Annotated in this window: 16 protein-coding genes; 9 read left to right on the top strand and 7 right to left on the bottom strand. The window is 61.6% G+C overall.

Features of this window, described 5'->3' with window-relative positions:
• Nucleotides 1-21: 21 nt before the first annotated feature.
• From ACYHH6_RS08395 to ACYHH6_RS08370, 6 genes are all read right to left on the bottom strand, one after another.
• Nucleotides 22-1,305, bottom strand: a complete 1,284-nt coding sequence (locus ACYHH6_RS08395) for a CpaE/TadZ family protein (RefSeq protein ID WP_435053358.1) — start codon at nt 1,303-1,305, stop codon at nt 22-24.
• Nucleotides 1,306-1,359: 54 nt separating this feature from the next.
• On the bottom strand, nt 1,360-2,097 hold the full coding sequence (locus ACYHH6_RS08390) for a CpaD family pilus assembly protein (RefSeq protein ID WP_112560525.1): 738 nt from the start codon (nt 2,095-2,097) through the stop codon (nt 1,360-1,362).
• A 13-nt stretch (nt 2,098-2,110) separates the two neighbouring features.
• Nucleotides 2,111-3,655: a type II and III secretion system protein family protein gene (locus ACYHH6_RS08385; RefSeq protein WP_352587240.1), complete on the bottom strand. Its 1,545-nt coding sequence runs from the start codon at nt 3,653-3,655 to the stop codon at nt 2,111-2,113.
• A complete protein-coding gene (gene cpaB / locus ACYHH6_RS08380; protein WP_352587237.1) occupies nt 3,652-4,467 on the bottom strand; it encodes a Flp pilus assembly protein CpaB in 816 nt (271 codons plus the stop codon). The genes ACYHH6_RS08385 and cpaB overlap by 4 nt, the downstream gene beginning before the upstream one ends.
• Before the next feature lie 204 nt (nt 4,468-4,671).
• Nucleotides 4,672-5,190, bottom strand: a complete 519-nt coding sequence (locus ACYHH6_RS08375) for an A24 family peptidase (protein WP_112560528.1) — start codon at nt 5,188-5,190, stop codon at nt 4,672-4,674.
• 149 nt (nt 5,191-5,339) lie between these two features.
• A complete protein-coding gene (locus ACYHH6_RS08370) occupies nt 5,340-5,510 on the bottom strand; it encodes a Flp family type IVb pilin (RefSeq protein ID WP_352587233.1) in 171 nt (56 codons plus the stop codon).
• A gap of 356 nt (nt 5,511-5,866) precedes the next feature.
• On the opposite strand from ACYHH6_RS08370, the gene ACYHH6_RS08365 reads away from it, so the two are divergent.
• From ACYHH6_RS08365 to ACYHH6_RS08355, 3 genes are all read left to right on the top strand, one after another.
• The gene (locus ACYHH6_RS08365; protein ID WP_352587230.1) at nt 5,867-6,289 is read left to right on the top strand and encodes a pilus assembly protein N-terminal domain-containing protein; all 423 of its coding nucleotides are present in this window, start codon (nt 5,867-5,869) and stop codon (nt 6,287-6,289) included.
• A 151-nt stretch (nt 6,290-6,440) separates the two neighbouring features.
• Nucleotides 6,441-7,070 carry a TadE/TadG family type IV pilus assembly protein gene (locus ACYHH6_RS08360; RefSeq protein WP_352587227.1) on the top strand — a complete coding sequence of 210 codons (630 nt, stop codon included), beginning with the start codon at nt 6,441-6,443 and terminating at the stop codon, nt 7,068-7,070.
• 38 nt (nt 7,071-7,108) lie between these two features.
• On the top strand, nt 7,109-7,729 hold the full coding sequence (locus ACYHH6_RS08355; protein WP_352587224.1) for a TadE/TadG family type IV pilus assembly protein: 621 nt from the start codon (nt 7,109-7,111) through the stop codon (nt 7,727-7,729).
• 10 nt (nt 7,730-7,739) lie between these two features.
• Here ACYHH6_RS08355 and ACYHH6_RS08350 read toward each other — a convergent pair whose 3' ends face one another.
• Nucleotides 7,740-8,696, bottom strand: a complete 957-nt coding sequence (locus ACYHH6_RS08350; RefSeq protein WP_435053355.1) for a phosphate/phosphite/phosphonate ABC transporter substrate-binding protein — start codon at nt 8,694-8,696, stop codon at nt 7,740-7,742.
• Between the two features lie 176 nt (nt 8,697-8,872).
• Here ACYHH6_RS08350 and ACYHH6_RS08345 point away from each other — a divergent pair, with 176 nt between their 5' ends.
• The 6 genes from ACYHH6_RS08345 (at nt 8,873) to dnaN (ending at nt 16,235) form a co-directional block, all read left to right on the top strand.
• Nucleotides 8,873-10,114, top strand: coding sequence for a phosphopentomutase (locus tag ACYHH6_RS08345; protein ID WP_352587218.1), 1,242 nt, complete (start codon nt 8,873-8,875; stop codon nt 10,112-10,114).
• Nucleotides 10,107-10,997 (top strand): bifunctional DNA-formamidopyrimidine glycosylase/DNA-(apurinic or apyrimidinic site) lyase, encoded by an 891-nt coding sequence (gene mutM / locus ACYHH6_RS08340; RefSeq protein ID WP_352587215.1) that lies wholly within the window; start codon nt 10,107-10,109, stop codon nt 10,995-10,997. Before ACYHH6_RS08345 ends, mutM begins: the two co-directional genes overlap by 8 nt.
• A 142-nt stretch (nt 10,998-11,139) precedes the next feature.
• Entirely contained in the window at nt 11,140-11,913 is a 774-nt protein-coding gene (locus ACYHH6_RS08335) for an enoyl-CoA hydratase (protein ID WP_352587212.1), read from the top strand.
• Between the two features lie 239 nt (nt 11,914-12,152).
• Nucleotides 12,153-12,419 carry a 30S ribosomal protein S20 gene (gene rpsT, locus ACYHH6_RS08330; RefSeq protein WP_352587209.1) on the top strand — a complete coding sequence of 89 codons (267 nt, stop codon included), beginning with the start codon at nt 12,153-12,155 and terminating at the stop codon, nt 12,417-12,419.
• 850 nt (nt 12,420-13,269) lie between these two features.
• On the top strand, nt 13,270-14,814 hold the full coding sequence (dnaA, locus tag ACYHH6_RS08325) for a chromosomal replication initiator protein DnaA (RefSeq protein ID WP_352587206.1): 1,545 nt from the start codon (nt 13,270-13,272) through the stop codon (nt 14,812-14,814).
• A gap of 302 nt (nt 14,815-15,116) precedes the next feature.
• Nucleotides 15,117-16,235 carry a DNA polymerase III subunit beta gene (gene dnaN, locus ACYHH6_RS08320; RefSeq protein WP_023669575.1) on the top strand — a complete coding sequence of 373 codons (1,119 nt, stop codon included), beginning with the start codon at nt 15,117-15,119 and terminating at the stop codon, nt 16,233-16,235.
• The last annotated feature ends 51 nt before the right edge of the window (nt 16,236-16,286 follow it).

Raw genomic sequence — 16,286 nt, 5'->3', positions numbered from 1 at the left:
ACCAATTCCGCTTGAGAAGCGTCATTTCTTGTTACGCGAGAGCTTGCCGAGCAGGCCGCCAAGGCCTGCCTTTTTCTTGGCCTTGATTTCGCTGCGACCGGTCAGCACATGCGCGATTTCATTGATCATCGCGACGACCGGGCTCTTGGCATCCATCTCGCCCAGCATGCGGCCATTGTTGGAGGCGTTTCCAAACAGCAACGGGTCGAAGGCGATCACCGACATCGGCGTGATGCCGAGCGGCTCGGCGAAGTCGGAAGCTGATATTTCGGGTCGTTTCGGCACCCCGGCCTGATTGATGATGAGCTTCGGCGGCGCATCGTTCGGGCGAAGCCGCGTCAGCATATCGACCATATTCTTGGTGTTGCGCAGATTGGCCAGTTCCGGTGTCGCCGTGATGACGATCTCGTCGGCCTTCATCAGTGTATTCTTGGTCCAGCCGGTCCAGACATGGGGGACGTCGAGCACCAGCAGCGGCACGCTGCGCTGCGCGGTGTCGATGAGTTGTGTGAAGGCCTCAGGATCAAAGTCGTAGACCCGCTCCAGAGTGGAGGGCGCGGCAAGCAACGACAGATGCTCGGCGCACTGGGCAAGCAACCGGTCGAGATAGACCTCATCGACGCGTTCGGGTGAAAACACGGCCTCGGCTATGCCTTGCGCCGGGTCCTGGTCGAAATTGATGTTGGCCGTCCCGAAAGCCAGGTCGAGATCGGCGACGACCACTTCCGACTTGAACAGTGATGACATCGCCCACGCCACATTGTGGGCGATGGTCGAGGAGCCGACGCCGCCCTTGGCGCCGATGAAGGCAATCGAGCGGCCGATCGGCTCGGCCTCCGGATCGACGAAGATCGACGACACCACGGAGACGACATCGGCCATCGACACCGGCGCGATGACATATTCGGAAATACCGAAGCGGATGAGCTCGCGGTAAAGCCCGACATCGTTGTAGTGGCCTATCACCACGACTTTCGAGGAGGGATCGCAATATTCGGAAAGCTGGGCAAGCTGCTCCAGCAATTGCTTTGGTTCGCTGCGCGATTCCAGCAGGATCAGGTTCGGCGTGGGCGCCGACTGGTAGAATTCGATCGCCGTGGCGATGCCGCCCATATGCACTTTCAGATGCGCCTTCGCCATGCGGCGGTCTTCGCCGGCCCGCTCCACCGGATGCGCGACTCCTTCGGTCTCGCAAAATGCCTGTATCGAAATACGCGGGACCGGCCGCAGAGCCTGCATCGCGGCAATATCTGATTGCGAGCTGTCGCCGCCGTCTACGGGCGCGTCGTAGGCAAGATTGCTCATCGTCATGCTCTTTCCGTGACTTCTCTTTCCGGTCTCTACGCGGGACTGGCGCTCCTAGTACGTCACTTCCGAATTGCCGAGGAACTCGTCCGAAATACCCCTACCGCGATAGACGTCGATCACCGCACCGCGGTTCTCGGCGTCGATATCGGTCGACTTTCTTGGCCCCAGCAGATCGGCCGGATTGGCGAGCTGCGCGGCGAGGTTGTTCTGAGACGAGCAGCCGTAATCGGCGTAGTGCTTGTTTTCCGAGGTCTCGAACAAGTCCTCGGGCCAGCGCCCGCATTTGTCGGTCTGGGCTCTCACCGAAATATAAGAGACGCGGATAGGCGCCGAGGCTTCCGGGGAAACCGACTGATAGGAGGTAACGACGATCCGGTTTCGCTTGATGCCGCTGGCAACCGCCAGCCTGGCGAAATCGCGTGCCGCGGCAGTCGCAGCCACCTCGTTGGCCGAGCCGATCGGGGTTGCGATCGTCAGCGCCGGGGCAGCGCTCTTGTCGTAGCCGTCGAGGAAGCCGAGAAGCGTATCGCGCTGCGAGCCGGTCATGCCGCGATCACCGGCGCCGACCGGAAGGTCGATCTTCTGGTTCTTCTCGGCAATGACGATCGGATGCGTGGTGCGATAGTCATCGGGGATTGCCCCAACCGTGATGCTGTCGCGCTTGGCGCAACCGGCGAGCGAGGCCGCGATCGCGATCGCCAGGATCGGTATTGCCGATCGGCGGATCCGGGCACCACCGGACCGCACTGTTGCGGCGACCGCCATTGCCTTCGATGCTGACTGAGACATGTCCGCTCCCCGCTTACTTGTAGATGAAGCCGACAACGCCGTGGTAGCGGCCGTTGGGCTTGTCGGTCTGCATGGTGCCGTAGACGCGGTTGACGCGGCCAAGGAACATGGCCGGGCCATCGCCGGCGGCATTGAAATTGTCGTCCGGCTTGGCCAGGTCGTTGCGCGCCACCGGCCGCGCCAGATAGGGCGTGATGATGATCACCAGTTCGCTTTCGTTGCGGACGAAATCGCGGCTGCGGAACAGCGTGCCGAGCACCGGGATCTTGGCCAGGCCGGGCAGACCCGATACGGCCTGGCGGACGTCGTCGCGAACCAGGCCGGCGATCATCATCGAGCCGCCTGACGGCAATTCGACGGTGGTGTCGGCAAGCCTCTTGCGGATCGACAGGAGCGTCGTGCCGGGCAAGTTGGCGGCGCCTTCCAGGGTGGTCGCACCTTCCATGGTCGGCTCCGACACGGAGGTCCTGACCTTGAGGCTAATCCGGCCTGCCGACAGCACAACGGGCTGGAACTCGAGGCCTATGCCGTATTCGAGCTTTTCGTTGGTGTAGGTTACCTGGCCGGTCTGGTTGTCGGTCGAAACGTTGTTCGTACGCGCGGTGATAAGATTGAATTCGCCGCCGGCCCTGAACGTTGCCTTCTCGCCCGAAACCGCCGTGAGGGTCGGTTCGGCAAGCGTCTTCATGACGCCGCTCTGCTCCATTGCGTTGATGTAGGCTTGAAGGCCATTGCCTTTCCCGTCACCCAGCAGATTCAGCGCCGAATTCTGCGAAATCGGTTTGCCCAGCCCGTAGTTGGGCGAACTCAGCGCACCGTAGGAAATCCCGTCGATGCTGCCGTTGCCGACCATATTGACGCCGAGCTGCTTCATCACCGAGCGGCTGACTTCGGCCACGGTCACCTTCAGCGTCACCTGGTCGTCGCCGATGATCTGCAGCAGGTTGACGATCTTCGAGACCCGGCGCTCGGCATCCGGATTGTTGATGTCGACGCCGCCATTGGCATTGCCACCGGCCGCGGTCTGCGAATACTGGCCGGTCGTCGCTTCACCGCCTGACACGAAGATGGTTGCCAGATCGACGGCGCGTTTGGCATCGAGCGGCGTATCCACCGTGCCGGTCAGGACGACGTTGTCGTTCAGCAACTCGACCTTGATGTCGGCCGTCGGCAGAAAGCGCTTGAGATAGTCGTCCAACCCGGCGACGTCGCGTTCGACGGCCAGATCCAGGCTGACGATCTGCTCGCCATTGGGACCGAAGACGAAGATGTTGGTTTCGCCCACTGCCTTGCCGAACAGATAGATGCGCCTTGCCGTGCGGGTCACCGCATCGGCGACTGCGGGATTGGCGACAAGAATGTCGTAGGCGTCGCTTGGCAGGTCTATGACCACCGATTTGTTGAGGCCGAGCTTGACGCGTTGCGTGGCAGTTGAAGCCGTGACCCCGGCCCTCTTGCCGGCGGCGTTGGCCTCGAGGAGGCCACTTGCATTGGCTCCGAGGAAAAGCAAGCCGATTGCCGCAGCCATGGTGACCGGCAGTTTAGCGATTAACCTCATTTCCTTGCCCCTACTTCGGAAACTTCGCCCGATTTGATCAACCGCACAGTTCCGCGCCGCCCATTGCCGGAAACGAGATAGTCGGCCTCATCCGTATGTTTTTCCTGATTGTCGGTGATCGAGCGCAGTGCCAGCGTCAGGCGATCGGCCATCTGCTGGGCGACAGTGATGATCTCGGCCTGCTGCGGCGTCAGCTCCAGCGTCGCCGTCTGTCCGACCCTGGTCTTCTTGCCTTCCTCGTCCTCCTGGATGGTCTGGTCGATCGCCAGGACCCGGATGTTCTTGAGGATGGTTTCTGTGGTGAATCCGCTGCCGGCGTTGCCGGTGTCGGATCTGCGGGTCATGATGACGTCGACAAAATCGTTGGGCAGGATAAAGCCGCCTGCCGACGTGTCGGCCGAGATCGCAGTGGCGACGGCCCGCATGCCGCTGGGCAGGATCGACGACATGAAGCTCTGCCCCTCGCCGATCAGCTTGGAGCGCCGCAACGGCTCGCCGGTGTACATCGCGACGCGGGCAACAGAGCCTTTCAGCTTCTCCAGCGCGTCGGGTTCGACGGCGCGGGTGATGAAATTCGCGTTGATCCCTTCGGCCGGCCAGGACTCCCAGCTGATGTTGTTCTCAAGCGGACTGCCCATGGCGACGTCGCCGGAAAGCACGAGCACATCCTGCAAGGCGATTGCAGGCGCCTGAGGCGCGTTGACGACGACCTGTTGGGGCGGCGAGACCGCCACCATGTTCTTTGCAACGTAACCTGCACCACCCGCCGCAGCCACCGCCACGCCCAGAATGATCAGTCGGGATGCTGGCATCTGTCCGAACCCTCGCCTTTAGGCAAACCACCTATCCAGGCCGGACTTTGCAGCGGCAATCGTCAAAACAAGGTTAATGTAATGCTTACGATCGTGATTAATTTAAGGTTTACATAAATTAGATGCATCCAACGCTGCGACAAACAAAAGGCGGCCAAGCCGCCTCTTTTCATCGATGCCGGAGCGGCAAAGAAGTTCGCTGTATCAGGTCGCCAGCCTTGCCAATGCCCATACCATCAAAGGTGAATCCGGATAGGTCAGCAGCCCGCCAATGCCGAGTGCAATGCCGTAAGGAACGCCAGTCGTGTCGTCGGCGAAATGGCGTAGGAACGGATTGTGGCTGGTGTAAGTCGCCAGCGGCGATTTCCGATAGAGAAGGATGGCGAGCGTCAGCAGGCCACCAATGAACGTCGAGATCACGAGATACTCGACAAGGTGAGGGTTGAACCCCATCCAGACGGCGGTGCCGGCGAGCAGCTTGGCGTCGCCGCCCCCCATGCCGCCAAGCGCAAACAGACCGAACGTCACGGCCAGCACCAGGGCGCCGGCAGCGAAATGCCAGCCATAGGTTGCCCAGTCCATGCCCGTCAACGGCGCAACCAGGGCAAACACCGCCAGCAGCAGCACCGGTACGCGGTTGGCGATCGTCATCGACAGCATGTCGGAGATCGCGGCAAAGAGCATGCAGAAGGGAAAGACGACGAAGATCAACGCTTCGAGCATGGGCGCGGCACCCTGTTGCCAACTGTATCCAGCCTCAGCCTAGACATCTACGATTAACGATCGATGAGACTGGGTACTCAAAATCGCCCGACGCGATGAAATAGGGGCCGCCAATCAGGCGGCCCCTATTTCTAAAGCAACCAGGGGTATTACGAACCACTCACCTTGGTGGCGATCTCGCTGAACTTGTTGTTCAGGGCGTTGCCGAGCGAACCAGCACCGACCATGATGGCAAGCGCGATGAGAGCGGCGATCAGACCGTATTCGATAGCGGTCGCGCCGGACTCGTCCTTCACGAAACGTGCGATGAGATTAGACATTCGAGAGCTCCTACTCCACGTGTTACAGCACTTCCGTCAACTTCTGTGTGGTGGTTGATCGGATGCTGCCAATCTAGGGAGAAGCTCTTTCAATCGGCTTAATAAACAGCCTTACCGATTCCTTTCGCGCCTCGAACAGCTTGCGTGGTTAACCGTAAACTAAACGCCGGACAGCGGCTCGCCTGCCAATGAAAAGGCCGCGAAAGCTGGAACTTCGCGGCTATCGGCAGGACACTCTTTATATTAGCCAGTGGCAAAATACGCGCCGATATCCCTGGCCCGGTCACCGGCTTAACCGTTGGTTCACCAATCTCGTTCATGTTCCGTTGAACAAGTTGCCGCCGTGGAGCGCCTCGATGACCGCCATGAAATCGTCATTCCTGCTTGCCGCGCTTCTCGCCGTCCCGGCTTTTGTGCTGCCGGCCAAGGCCGGAGCCGGCATCGAAGTGACGATGAACCAGGCCAAGATCGTCAAATTGACACGCCCGGCCGACACCATCGTCGTCGGCAATCCGGCGATTGCCGACGCCTCCGTCCAGGATGCATCGACGATCGTGCTGACAGGCAAGGGGTTCGGCGTCACCAATCTGGTTGTCCTCGACCAGGAGGGCAGCCCGATCATCGACGAGCAGGTGACGGTGGTGCGCCAGGACGCATCGTCGGTGCGTATCTACAGGCGCGCTTCGGTACAGACCATGTCCTGCACGCCTTATTGCGAGAGCTCGTTCAAAAGCGAGTCGGAGAAGACCTCCGAAGCCGAAATGAGCGCCGGCCAGTAAGCGCCCGGGCTGCTCAGTTCCCCGAAATGTCACTTCGGTTAGCGGCCGGTTAATGCCTTCCCGCCGAATTTAACGGTCATCCAAACCGGACCTCAATGGGTTCTCGCTACTGTTGCCGACGGTACCGCATCGGGATCGGCAGGGACGAGACATGGGCGACGTTTTGGACGGGCGTTTGGACGAGGATTCAGGACGCGAGATCGCGAAGGGCAAGGCTGGACGCGTAACGTTTACCCGCCGCTTCCTTGGCGATCGTCGCGGCAGCACGGCGATGGAATTCGCCATGCTGGCGATCCCGTTTGCCCTTCTCGTCTTCGCCATCCTCGAGAGCTGCATTTCATTTGCCGGACAGGAAGTGATGGCCAACATCACCGACGACGTTGCCCGCCAGGTACGCACGGGCCAGTTGAAGCCGGCCGATCTGACCGGAACCAAATTGCGAGACCGCATCTGCAGCAGGCTGGAGATCATGGTCGCCAAGACCTGCCCCGGATTGCTGGTCGATCTGCGCGAGTATCCTACTTTTGCCGATGCCGCCACGGCCGGCTTCAAGATCGTCGACGGCAAAATCGTGCTGACGCAAGGCACGAACTCGATGAGCTTCGCCGTGACGCCGGGCCTGGCGGAGTCGAAGAACATGCTGCGGGCCTTCTACAAATGGCCGGTCATGACCGATTTCATGGCCAAATCGATGGCCAATCTGAAAGATGACAAAGGGCGTTTCACAAACACGCTGCATTTCGCATCCGTGACCTGGCAGAACGAACCGTTCGACGACTGAGAAACTCAGCGTTATTTTGGCTTAAAAGGGAAACAGGCATGTATCGTGCGGGGGCACATAAGGGATTTTCGGGTATCTGGGCTCGAGCGGTGCGGTTCTGCTCGGATCGCCGCGGCGTCGCGGCGATCGAGTTCGCCTTCATCGTGCCCGTGCTGCTGGTCATGTATTTCGTGACCATGGAGGCCTCGCAGGCCATAGAGACCAGCAAGAAGGTCAGCCGCATCGGCTCCATGGTTGCGGATCTGATCACACAGCAGCAGACAATCGTGGCCGCCGATATCGATGCGATCATGAAGATCGGCACCTCGACCCTGCAGCCTTACAACCGCTCAACCCCGACGATCATCGTCACGGCGATACAGGTCACGACCGAGACGCCGCCGAAGGTGAAGGTCGTATGGTCGCGCAAGCTGGTCGAGGGCACCTATAGCGTCGACGCCGCCAAGGACACCATCACGACAGTCCCTACAACGCTCAAGATCGCCGGTACCTTCCTCATCCGCGTCCAAAGCCAGCTCGGCTACGAGCCCATCGTCACCTGGTCCGCCGACAGCGAACAGCGACTTGGGCTGACCTCGGCCTTCGACAAGATAACGATGGGCGAGACCTATTATCTCAGGCCGCGCCGGAGCACGACGATCCCCTGCAGCAACTGCTGAAGCGCCGGATCTACTGGCCGCTGCTGTCCGACAGCAGGCGCACGATGGCTGTTGCCATCGCATAGTCGCCAGCGGCGGCTGATATGAAGCCGCCGGAATGTTTCGATTCCACGAAATCGTAGACTTCCGGCGACTGCGATCGGAGATTGGTAAGGAAGACGGCAAGCCGGCGCTTGGCTTCGGGGTCGAGATCGCTGCGGACGGCGTGGGGACCGTATCGCAGCACACCGGAGGTCCAGATGATCTGGAGTGCGTCCTTTGGAATTCCCACTGCCTCCAGCCGCGCCGCCGTGCCGTCCGGATCAGCCGGCTGATCGCCGGCAATCGCCGTCTGGTTTTCCGCCGCGGCCCGCTCCCAGCCGAACACGGCATCGGCCTGGCCATCGACCAGCATCGCTTCGGCAGCGGCGGCGGAGCCGGCATGAGTGAGGAATGGCGCATCCTGGCTGATCTTGATGCCATCGGCGGCCAGCCCGGCGAGCGGCAGAAGCGAACCGCCGACATTATCGGAAGGCGCCATGGCGATGCGGTGCGTTTGCATGGCTGCAAGATCGGGAAGCTTGCTGTCGCGCGTCAAAAGCACGGAGCGGATGCCGGTGGCGCCGTCGGCATCGACCGGCGCCACCAGAGGTTCGACGCAGCCGCAGCGCTCTAAGGCGGTGGCGTAGGCGGTCGCCGAATAGACCGCGTACTGAATCCGGGCAGTGGCCTGTGCCTCGATCAGCGCCGCATAGTCATGCGCGACGACGAATTCCACCTTCATGCCGAGCGCCTTTCCGTAGGCGTCTGTCAGCAAGGCCAGACCCGGAACCGTGTTGCCTGCGCCCGGCTCGGCAACGATGCCGATCCGAAACGTCCCGATCTGGTCGCGCCAGTCGGCGTGCGCGGCGTGCGGCAAGGCCAGCAACGCCACGCTGGTCGCCAATGCCCTCCAACCGGGCCCTATGGCGAGATCCGCCCGTGTCATCGTTTCATGCCTCGTACCGCCGTCCTCGAAGCGCGCCGCATGTCGCAAGGATGCGTACACCCGCGCCTGCCCGCCGTTGCGACTATTGCGCCAAGCCGTTGCTGCCTGGTTTCCGATTTGCCAATGCCGCGACGGGACCTTATGTCTGGTCACCCAGACTGGCAATGACGGCACCGATGGCGCGCGCTTTCCTCTTCGTTCTCGATTCTTTCGGCATTGGCGGCGCGGCCGATGCCGAACGCTATGGCGACGCCGGGTCGAACACATTCGGACATATCGCAAAGGCCTGCGCGGAAGGCCGCGCCGATCGCGAAGGCCTGCGCAAGGGACCGCTTCTGGTGCCCAACATGGTTTCACTCGGTCTAGCCCGCGCCGCGCACACTGCGACCGGCTTCCGGTTCGACAGCACGGCCGACGCTGTTTCGGCCTCCGCCTTCCACGGCGCCGCGCAGGAGATCTCGAGCGGCAAGGATACGCCATCGGGCCACTGGGAAATCGCCGGCCTGCCGGTGCGCTTCGACTGGGGCTATTTCCCCGATACGGTGCCCGCCTTCCCTGCCGAACTGACCGAAGCGATGATCCGCGAAGGCAACGTGCCGGGCATTCTCGGCAATTGCCATGCACCGGGCACGGAGATCATCGAGCGCTTCGGCGAGGAGCATATCCGCACCGGCAAGCCGATCTGCTACACCTCGGTCGATTCCGTCCTGCAGATAGCAGCGCACCAGGTGCATTTCGGCCTGGAGCGTCTCTACGAGTTCTGCAAGACGGTGCGCCGGCTGGTCGACCCGCTGAAAATCGGACGGGTGATCGCACGGCCCTTCCTTGGCGAAACATCCGCCACCTTCGAGCGCACCTACAACCGCCATGACTACGCCGTGCCACCACCCGAGCCGACGCTGCTCGACCGGCTGACCGGGCGCGGCAACCGGGTCATCGCGATCGGCAAGATCGGCGATATCTTCGCCCATCGCGGCATTTCGGAAGTGCGCAAGGCGCCCGGCAACATGGCGATGTTCGACAAGGCGCTGGGCGCGATGGACGATGCCGGCGACGGCGACCTGGTGTTCGCCAATTTCGTCGACTTCGACACCGAATTCGGCCACCGTCGCGACGTCGCCGGCTATGCGGCGGCGCTCGAAGCCTTCGACCGCCGGCTGCCCGAGGCGCTGGTGAAACTGAAGCCGGGCGATCTGCTGATCCTCACCGCCGACCACGGCAACGACCCGACATGGCGCGGCACCGACCACACGCGTGAACGCATTCCGGTTATCGGCACCGCACCGGGTCTCACGGGCGGCGACATCGGGCTCAGGACGACCTTGGCCGATATCGGTGAAACCGTGGCCGAACACCTCGCGCTGGGGCAAGGCCGACACGGTACCTCCTTCCATGCGACGATAGGCGGCCATGCCTGAGCTGCCTGAGGTCGAAACGGTCCGGCGTGGCCTTCAGCCGGTTCTGGAAGGCGCGCGAATCGTGCGCGTCGAGGCACGCCGGCCCGATCTCAGATTTCCGTTTCCGGCGAAATTTGCGCAGCGGCTGACCGGCAAGACCATCACCGCGCTTGGCCGCCGCGCCAAATATCTGACCATGCATCTGGACGGCGGCCCGGTTCTGATCTGCCATCTCGGCATGTCGGGCTCGTTTCGTATCGAAACCGCTGATGACAGCGCGACGCCAGGCAAGTTCTATCACGAGCGCTCGAAGGATGCCAAGCACGACCATGTCGTGTTCCACCTCGTGTCGCCAGCCGGCGTTCAATCTCGCGTGGTCTTCAACGACCCGCGCCGCTTCGGCTTCATGCTGTTTGCCGAAGGGCTGGCCGACGCGCATCCGATGCTGGCGGGGCTAGGCATCGAGCCGACCGGCAACGCGCTGGACGGCGCCCTGCTCGCCTCGCTGCTGAAGGGCCGCAGATCGCCGTTGAAGGCGGCGCTGCTCGACCAGAAGCTGATCGCCGGGCTCGGCAACATTTATGTGTCGGAGGCGCTGTGGCGCGCCGGCCTGTCGCCAATGCGCGAGGCAGGCACTATCGCCGGGGCCGGCAAGAAGGCCAAGGAACAGAGCGAACGACTGGCGGAAGCGATCCGTTCAGTGATTGCCGACGCGATCGCCGCCGGCGGATCGTCGCTGCGCGACTATGTGCACACAGACGGGTCGCTGGGCTATTTCCAGCATTCCTTCGCGGTCTACGATCGCGAGGGCGAGCCCTGCCCGACGCCCGGCTGCCGCGGCCACATCGAGCGCGTCGTGCAAAGCGGCCGCTCGACCTTCTATTGCAGGACCTGTCAGCGGTGAGCTAGAGCGGCTCACCGTTTCACGGAAACGGCGACCCATTCTAGCTATTGTTTTGACGCAATTCCGGACGGAAAACCGCTCACACTTTTCCTGGAATTGCTCTAGACCGATCCCTTCAATGCCGGAACGAGGAGGCCAGCCCATGAGCTATGAAACCATCATCGCGGAGACGCGCGGCAAGGTCGGCCTGATCACGCTGAACCGGCCCAAGGCGCTCAACGCGCTGAATACCCAGGTGCTGGTGGACATATTGGTGGCAGCAAAGGGGTTCGATGCCGATCCGGGCATCGGCGCCATGGTCATCACCGGTTCCGAGAAAGCCTTTGCGGCGGGCGCCGACATCAAGGAAATGCAGACCATCGCCTACGCCGACGCCTATGTCCGGGATCTTTTCGTCGGCTGGGAGGAATTCACACGCACGCGCAAGCCGATGATCGCGGCGGTCGCCGGCTATGCGCTGGGCGGCGGCTGTGAACTGGCGATGATGTGCGATTTTATCATTGCCGCCGACACGGCAAAATTCGGCCAGCCCGAAATAACGCTCGGCGTCATTCCCGGCATGGGCGGATCGCAACGGCTGACCCGCTTCGTCGGCAAGTCGAAGGCCATGGACATGTGCCTGACCGGACGGATGATGGATGCCGCGGAGGCCGAGCGGAGCGGCCTGGCGTCGCGCGTTGTGCCGGCTCGGGAACTGGTCGACGAAGCGCTGAAGGCCGCAGCCAGGATCGCTGAATTTTCGCTGCCCTCGGTGATGATGGCCAAGGAGGCCGTCAACCGCGCCTACGAGACGACGCTGGCCGAGGGGTTACGCTTCGAACGCCGGCTGTTTCACTCGCTGTTTGCGCTCGACGACCAGAAGGAAGGCATGGCGGCCTTTGCCGAGAAACGGAAGCCGAATTTCACCAACCGCTAGCGTCAACGCGTTAGAGCATGATGCCGGGACAAACGGTTTCCGTTCGTCCGAGAAAAACGGCTTCACACCTTCCGGCATCAGGCTCTGGCGGCGGAGGCCAAAAAGAAGCCAAAGCGCCGTTGACGTGCCGGGAAAGCTGAACTATAAGCCGCTCCAACCGAGGCGGCCGTTGGCTGCCCGTTTGTTTTTTGCGCCCTGCGGCATCCCGCATGCGCTCACCAGATCAGAAGAGAGGCACCATGGCCAATACCTCCTCGGCCAAAAAGGCAACGCGCAAGATCGCCCGCCGCGCAGCGATCAACAAGAACCGCCGCTCGCGCGTGCGTACCTATGTCCGCCAGGTCGAAGAGGCATTGGCTGCCGGCGACAAGGCAGCCGCGCTGGAAGCCTTAAAGACCGCAGAGCCGGAATTGATGCGCGCCGCGACCAAGGGCGTGATCCACAAGAATACGGCATCACGCAAGGTGTCGCGTCTGGCTCACCGCCTCAAGGTGCTGTCGGCCTGATCGACCGTTCCTGAACTGTCGTTCTTTCAAACCCGGCCGATCGCGCCGGGTTTTTTCGTTTGCCGGCAAGCACTTAAAAAAGAACGCCCGCAAAGGGCGCCCGGCCCGCATTCCAGAGTTCGGAATGCTTTGCCGGCATATACACTCCCCCTGATATTCCAATCCGCCGAAACGGCCCACGCCAATAAATTTGACTGTCACAAATTACTGATATTTTTCAATGGCTTGCAGTCGGTGATCCACAGCTTGTTCACATCGCCTGTGGGCGACAGGCGGCAAGTTGGTGTCAAGCGAATTATTTCAGAAAATTTCAAACCGCACAGCCATTTTCATATTCGCGGCAAAAGGGTTTGAATCACAATGGCTTTGTCAAAATCTACGGTTCCAGGACGGGACCAGAACCCTTCATCAGTAACCAGATTCCTTAAAAATCCGTTAGACGTGGCCTTGCCCTATCCACAGCGATTTCGGTAATGTCGATCTATCGAAAGGGACGGGCCATTAGCCCATAACCCAGCCTGAATCGGCCAGCTCACAGTGGCAGAATTCATGACGCGGATCAATTCCGCGAACGGGTATGGTTTGTCTGTTCGATGCGGTAGGGGACTGGCGTAATTTGTACATGGCAGGTCGATGGCGCACCGGCGTTTTCGCTGGGTGGTGTCGCTTTGCCCGAACATGTCAGACGGACTGGCTTTAAGCAGCCGGGACCGATCCCTTGCTGACGAGGCAACGTCATTCGCCGGCGGCGGTGGTGGTGTTGTAGCGAAGATACGGTCGTCGGAAACATGGGTGCAGGAGGCGCATCCCCGGCGGAAAAAAGGTACAGAAGAACAAGGGACGCACAATCATGCAGAGCGGCATCGAGCGGGAGCTTACGGGCGACCTGCCATTTCCTGGAACATTGGTCGGAGCGCACGACATGGCGGCTTCCAGCGACGCGGAACAGAAGTTCGACCGGGTCAAGGCCCAGTTGAAGGCGCGTCTGGGAACCGAGGTCTATTCGAGCTGGTTCGGGCGGATGAAGGTGGCGGAGGCTTCCCGGGGCATTGTACGCATCTCTGTGCCCACGGCCTTCCTGCGCTCGTGGATCAATGGTCACTATCTCGACCTCATCGCCGACCTGTGGAAGCACGAAGACCCCGAGGTCCTGAAGATCGAGATCGTCGTGCGCACCGCGACCCGTCCGGCCCGCAATGGCGTCGAGCCCGAAGCCGTACCTGCGCGCAAGATGACCAAGCAGACGCAGACCGCACTGGCGGCCGGTACGGCGGGTCCAGGCCGGGTGGAGCGGACGCCCGCCCCTCGCCCCGGCACGCCGATCGAGGCCGAGTTCCGGCACAATGTGCTGGGGTCGCCGCTCGACCCGCGCTACACGTTCGGCTCCTTTATTGAAGGCCCGTCGAACCGGGTGGCCTTCGCTGCCGCCAAAGCCGTGGCGGAATCGCAGTCGAGCGCGGTTCGCTTCAACCCGCTGTTCCTCCATGCCACCGTCGGCCTCGGCAAGACCCACCTTTTGCAGGCGATCGCAGCCGAGTCGCTGAAGCAGAATCCGAAATCGCGCGTCGTCTACCTCACGGCCGAATATTTCATGTGGCGCTTCGCCACCGCGATCCGCGACAACAATGCGCTGACGCTGAAGGAACAGCTGCGCGACATCGACCTGTTGATCATCGACGACATGCAGTTCCTGCAGGGCAAGTCGATCCAGCATGAATTCTGCCATCTCATCAACATGTTGCTCGACAGCGCCAAGCAGGTGGTGGTTGCAGCCGACAGGCCGCCGTCGGAACTGGAATCGCTGGAGCCGCGGGTGCGCTCGCGCCTCAATGGTGGTGTCGCGCTCGAAATGTCGGCGCCGGACTTCGCCATGCGCATCGGCATGCTCAAGCTGCGGCTTGCCACAGCCAAGGTCGACGATGCCTCGCTCAATATTTCGGAGGAGATCCTCAACCATGTCGCCCGCACCGTGACCGGCAGCGGGCGTGAACTGGAAGGCGCGTTCAACCAGTTGCTGTTCCGTCAGTCATTCGAGCCGGCGATCACCATCGACCGCATCGACGAAATCCTCGGCCACATCTATCGCTCGGGCGAGCCGAAGCGGGTGCGCATCGAGGACATCCAGCGCATTGTGGCGCGCCATTACAATGTGTCGAAGACCGAACTTCTGTCCAACCGGCGCACGCGCACCATCGTCAAGCCACGGCAGGTCGCCATGTACCTGTCGAAGGTGATGACGCCGCGTTCGCTGCCGGAGATCGGCAGGCGTTTCGGCGGTCGCGATCACACCACGGTGCTGCATGCCGTGCGAAAGATCGAGGACCTTTCCGGCGTCGACAATACGCTGGCGCAGGAGCTGGAACTGTTGCGCAGGCTGATCAACGATCAGGCCTGAGCGGCGAGGCAAAACAGAGCGCGCCGGGTTTAGAGTATCCGGTCGACGCGCTTTAAATTTCTTGTTTTGATGCATGTCGTTGTCCCAAAACCGCTGCGCACTTTTGGGCGACATGCATAGGTTGGCGGCCATTGCCCGCTTTATCCCCAGAAAGCCCGCGTAACCGGCGCGAACCGGTGGCGCGGGCTTGCGTTTAACGGCTTTTTCCTGTCAGTTTGCATAGATTCTGAGCCTGTTCAGACCTTTCGCGGGGCGCCGCCCACTGGTGACCCGTTCATTCATTCAAGCGAGCCTGTTTCGTCATGCGTGTTATCCTGGAACGGTCAAATCTCCTGAAGTCGCTCAACCACGTTCATCGCGTGGTCGAACGGCGCAACACCATACCGATCCTGTCGAACGTGCTGCTCAGCGCCGAGGGCGCCAGCCTTGAAATGAAAGCCACCGACCTCGACCTCGAAGTAACCGAAGCGACACCCGCCAAGGTCGAGCGCGGCGGGGCGACGACGGTTCCGGCGCACCTGCTCTACGACATCGTGCGCAAACTGGCCGACGGCGCCGAGGTGATGCTGAAGACCGACGAGGACGGCAATGCCATGACGGTGACGTCGGGGCGCTCGAGCTTTCGCCTGCAATGCCTGCCGCAGTCCGATTTCCCCGAGCTTTCGGCCGGGTCGTTCTCGCACATCTTCCGGCTCGATTCCGTCGCCTTGAGAGGCCTGATCGAGAAGACGCAGTTCGCCATCTCCACCGAGGAGACGCGCTATTATCTCAACGGAATCTACCTGCACACGCATGAGACTGGCGGCAAGCTGAAGCTGCGCTCCGTTGCAACCGACGGCCACCGCCTGGCGCGCGCAGAGATCGACGCCCCGGCGGGTTCCGAAGGCATGCCGGGCATCATCATTCCGCGCAAGACGGTCAGTGAGTTGCAGAAGCTGGTCGATGACCCGGATGTCGCTGTCACCACCGAATTGTCCGACACCAAGATTCGCTTCACCATCGGCAGCGTGGTTTTGACCTCGAAGCTGATCGACGGCACTTTCCCGGACTATCAGCGTGTCATTCCGACCGGCAACGACAAGAAGCTGATCATCGATCGCCAGAGCTTTGCCGCAGCTGTCGATCGCGTCTCGACCATCTCCTCGGAGCGCGGCCGCGCGGTGAAGCTTTCTATCACCGAAGGGCAAGTCACACTTGCAGTGAACAATCCGGATTCGGGCAGCGCCACCGAGGAACTGGCGGCCGATTATTCGTCCGACCCGATCGAGATCGGCTTCAACGCCAAATATCTGCTCGACGTCGCCGCCCAGTTGACCGGCACGGAAGCGAAATTCATGCTGGCCGATGCCGGTTCGCCGACGCTGATCCACGACATGGCCGACGAAACCGCGCTCTACGTGCTGATGCCGATGCGGGTGTAGCCGCGCTGCGGCAAACCTTCCGCGTGACGGCTGCGGCGACTTCTACAGGCG

The organism is Mesorhizobium sp. P171375 (genome assembly GCF_057786075.1).
The sequence above is the reverse complement of the archived record's forward strand: the minus strand, read 5'-3'. Positions and strand labels throughout refer to the sequence as shown.

Bases quoted from the DNA above. Each gene is read 5' to 3' on its own strand.
- ACYHH6_RS08355 (WP_352587224.1), top strand. From the start codon at position 7,109: ATGTATCGTGCGGGGGCACATAAGGGATTTTCGGGTATCTGGGCTCGA.
- ACYHH6_RS08370 (WP_352587233.1), bottom strand. From the start codon at position 5,510: ATGTCTAATCTCATCGCACGTTTCGTGAAGGACGAGTCCGGCGCGACC.
- rpsT (WP_352587209.1), top strand. From the start codon at position 12,153: ATGGCCAATACCTCCTCGGCCAAAAAGGCAACGCGCAAGATCGCCCGC.
- ACYHH6_RS08335 (WP_352587212.1), top strand. From the start codon at position 11,140: ATGAGCTATGAAACCATCATCGCGGAGACGCGCGGCAAGGTCGGCCTG.
- ACYHH6_RS08350 (WP_435053355.1), bottom strand. From the start codon at position 8,696: ATGACACGGGCGGATCTCGCCATAGGGCCCGGTTGGAGGGCATTGGCG.
- cpaB (WP_352587237.1), bottom strand. From the start codon at position 4,467: ATGCCAGCATCCCGACTGATCATTCTGGGCGTGGCGGTGGCTGCGGCG.
- ACYHH6_RS08395 (WP_435053358.1), bottom strand. From the start codon at position 1,305: ATGAGCAATCTTGCCTACGACGCGCCCGTAGACGGCGGCGACAGCTCG.
- dnaA (WP_352587206.1), top strand. From the start codon at position 13,270: ATGCAGAGCGGCATCGAGCGGGAGCTTACGGGCGACCTGCCATTTCCT.
- ACYHH6_RS08390 (WP_112560525.1), bottom strand. From the start codon at position 2,097: ATGTCTCAGTCAGCATCGAAGGCAATGGCGGTCGCCGCAACAGTGCGG.
- ACYHH6_RS08385 (WP_352587240.1), bottom strand. From the start codon at position 3,655: ATGAGGTTAATCGCTAAACTGCCGGTCACCATGGCTGCGGCAATCGGC.
- ACYHH6_RS08345 (WP_352587218.1), top strand. From the start codon at position 8,873: ATGGCGCGCGCTTTCCTCTTCGTTCTCGATTCTTTCGGCATTGGCGGC.
- ACYHH6_RS08365 (WP_352587230.1), top strand. From the start codon at position 5,867: ATGACCGCCATGAAATCGTCATTCCTGCTTGCCGCGCTTCTCGCCGTC.
- ACYHH6_RS08360 (WP_352587227.1), top strand. From the start codon at position 6,441: ATGGGCGACGTTTTGGACGGGCGTTTGGACGAGGATTCAGGACGCGAG.
- ACYHH6_RS08375 (WP_112560528.1), bottom strand. From the start codon at position 5,190: ATGCTCGAAGCGTTGATCTTCGTCGTCTTTCCCTTCTGCATGCTCTTT.
- dnaN (WP_023669575.1), top strand. From the start codon at position 15,117: ATGCGTGTTATCCTGGAACGGTCAAATCTCCTGAAGTCGCTCAACCAC.
- mutM (WP_352587215.1), top strand. From the start codon at position 10,107: ATGCCTGAGCTGCCTGAGGTCGAAACGGTCCGGCGTGGCCTTCAGCCG.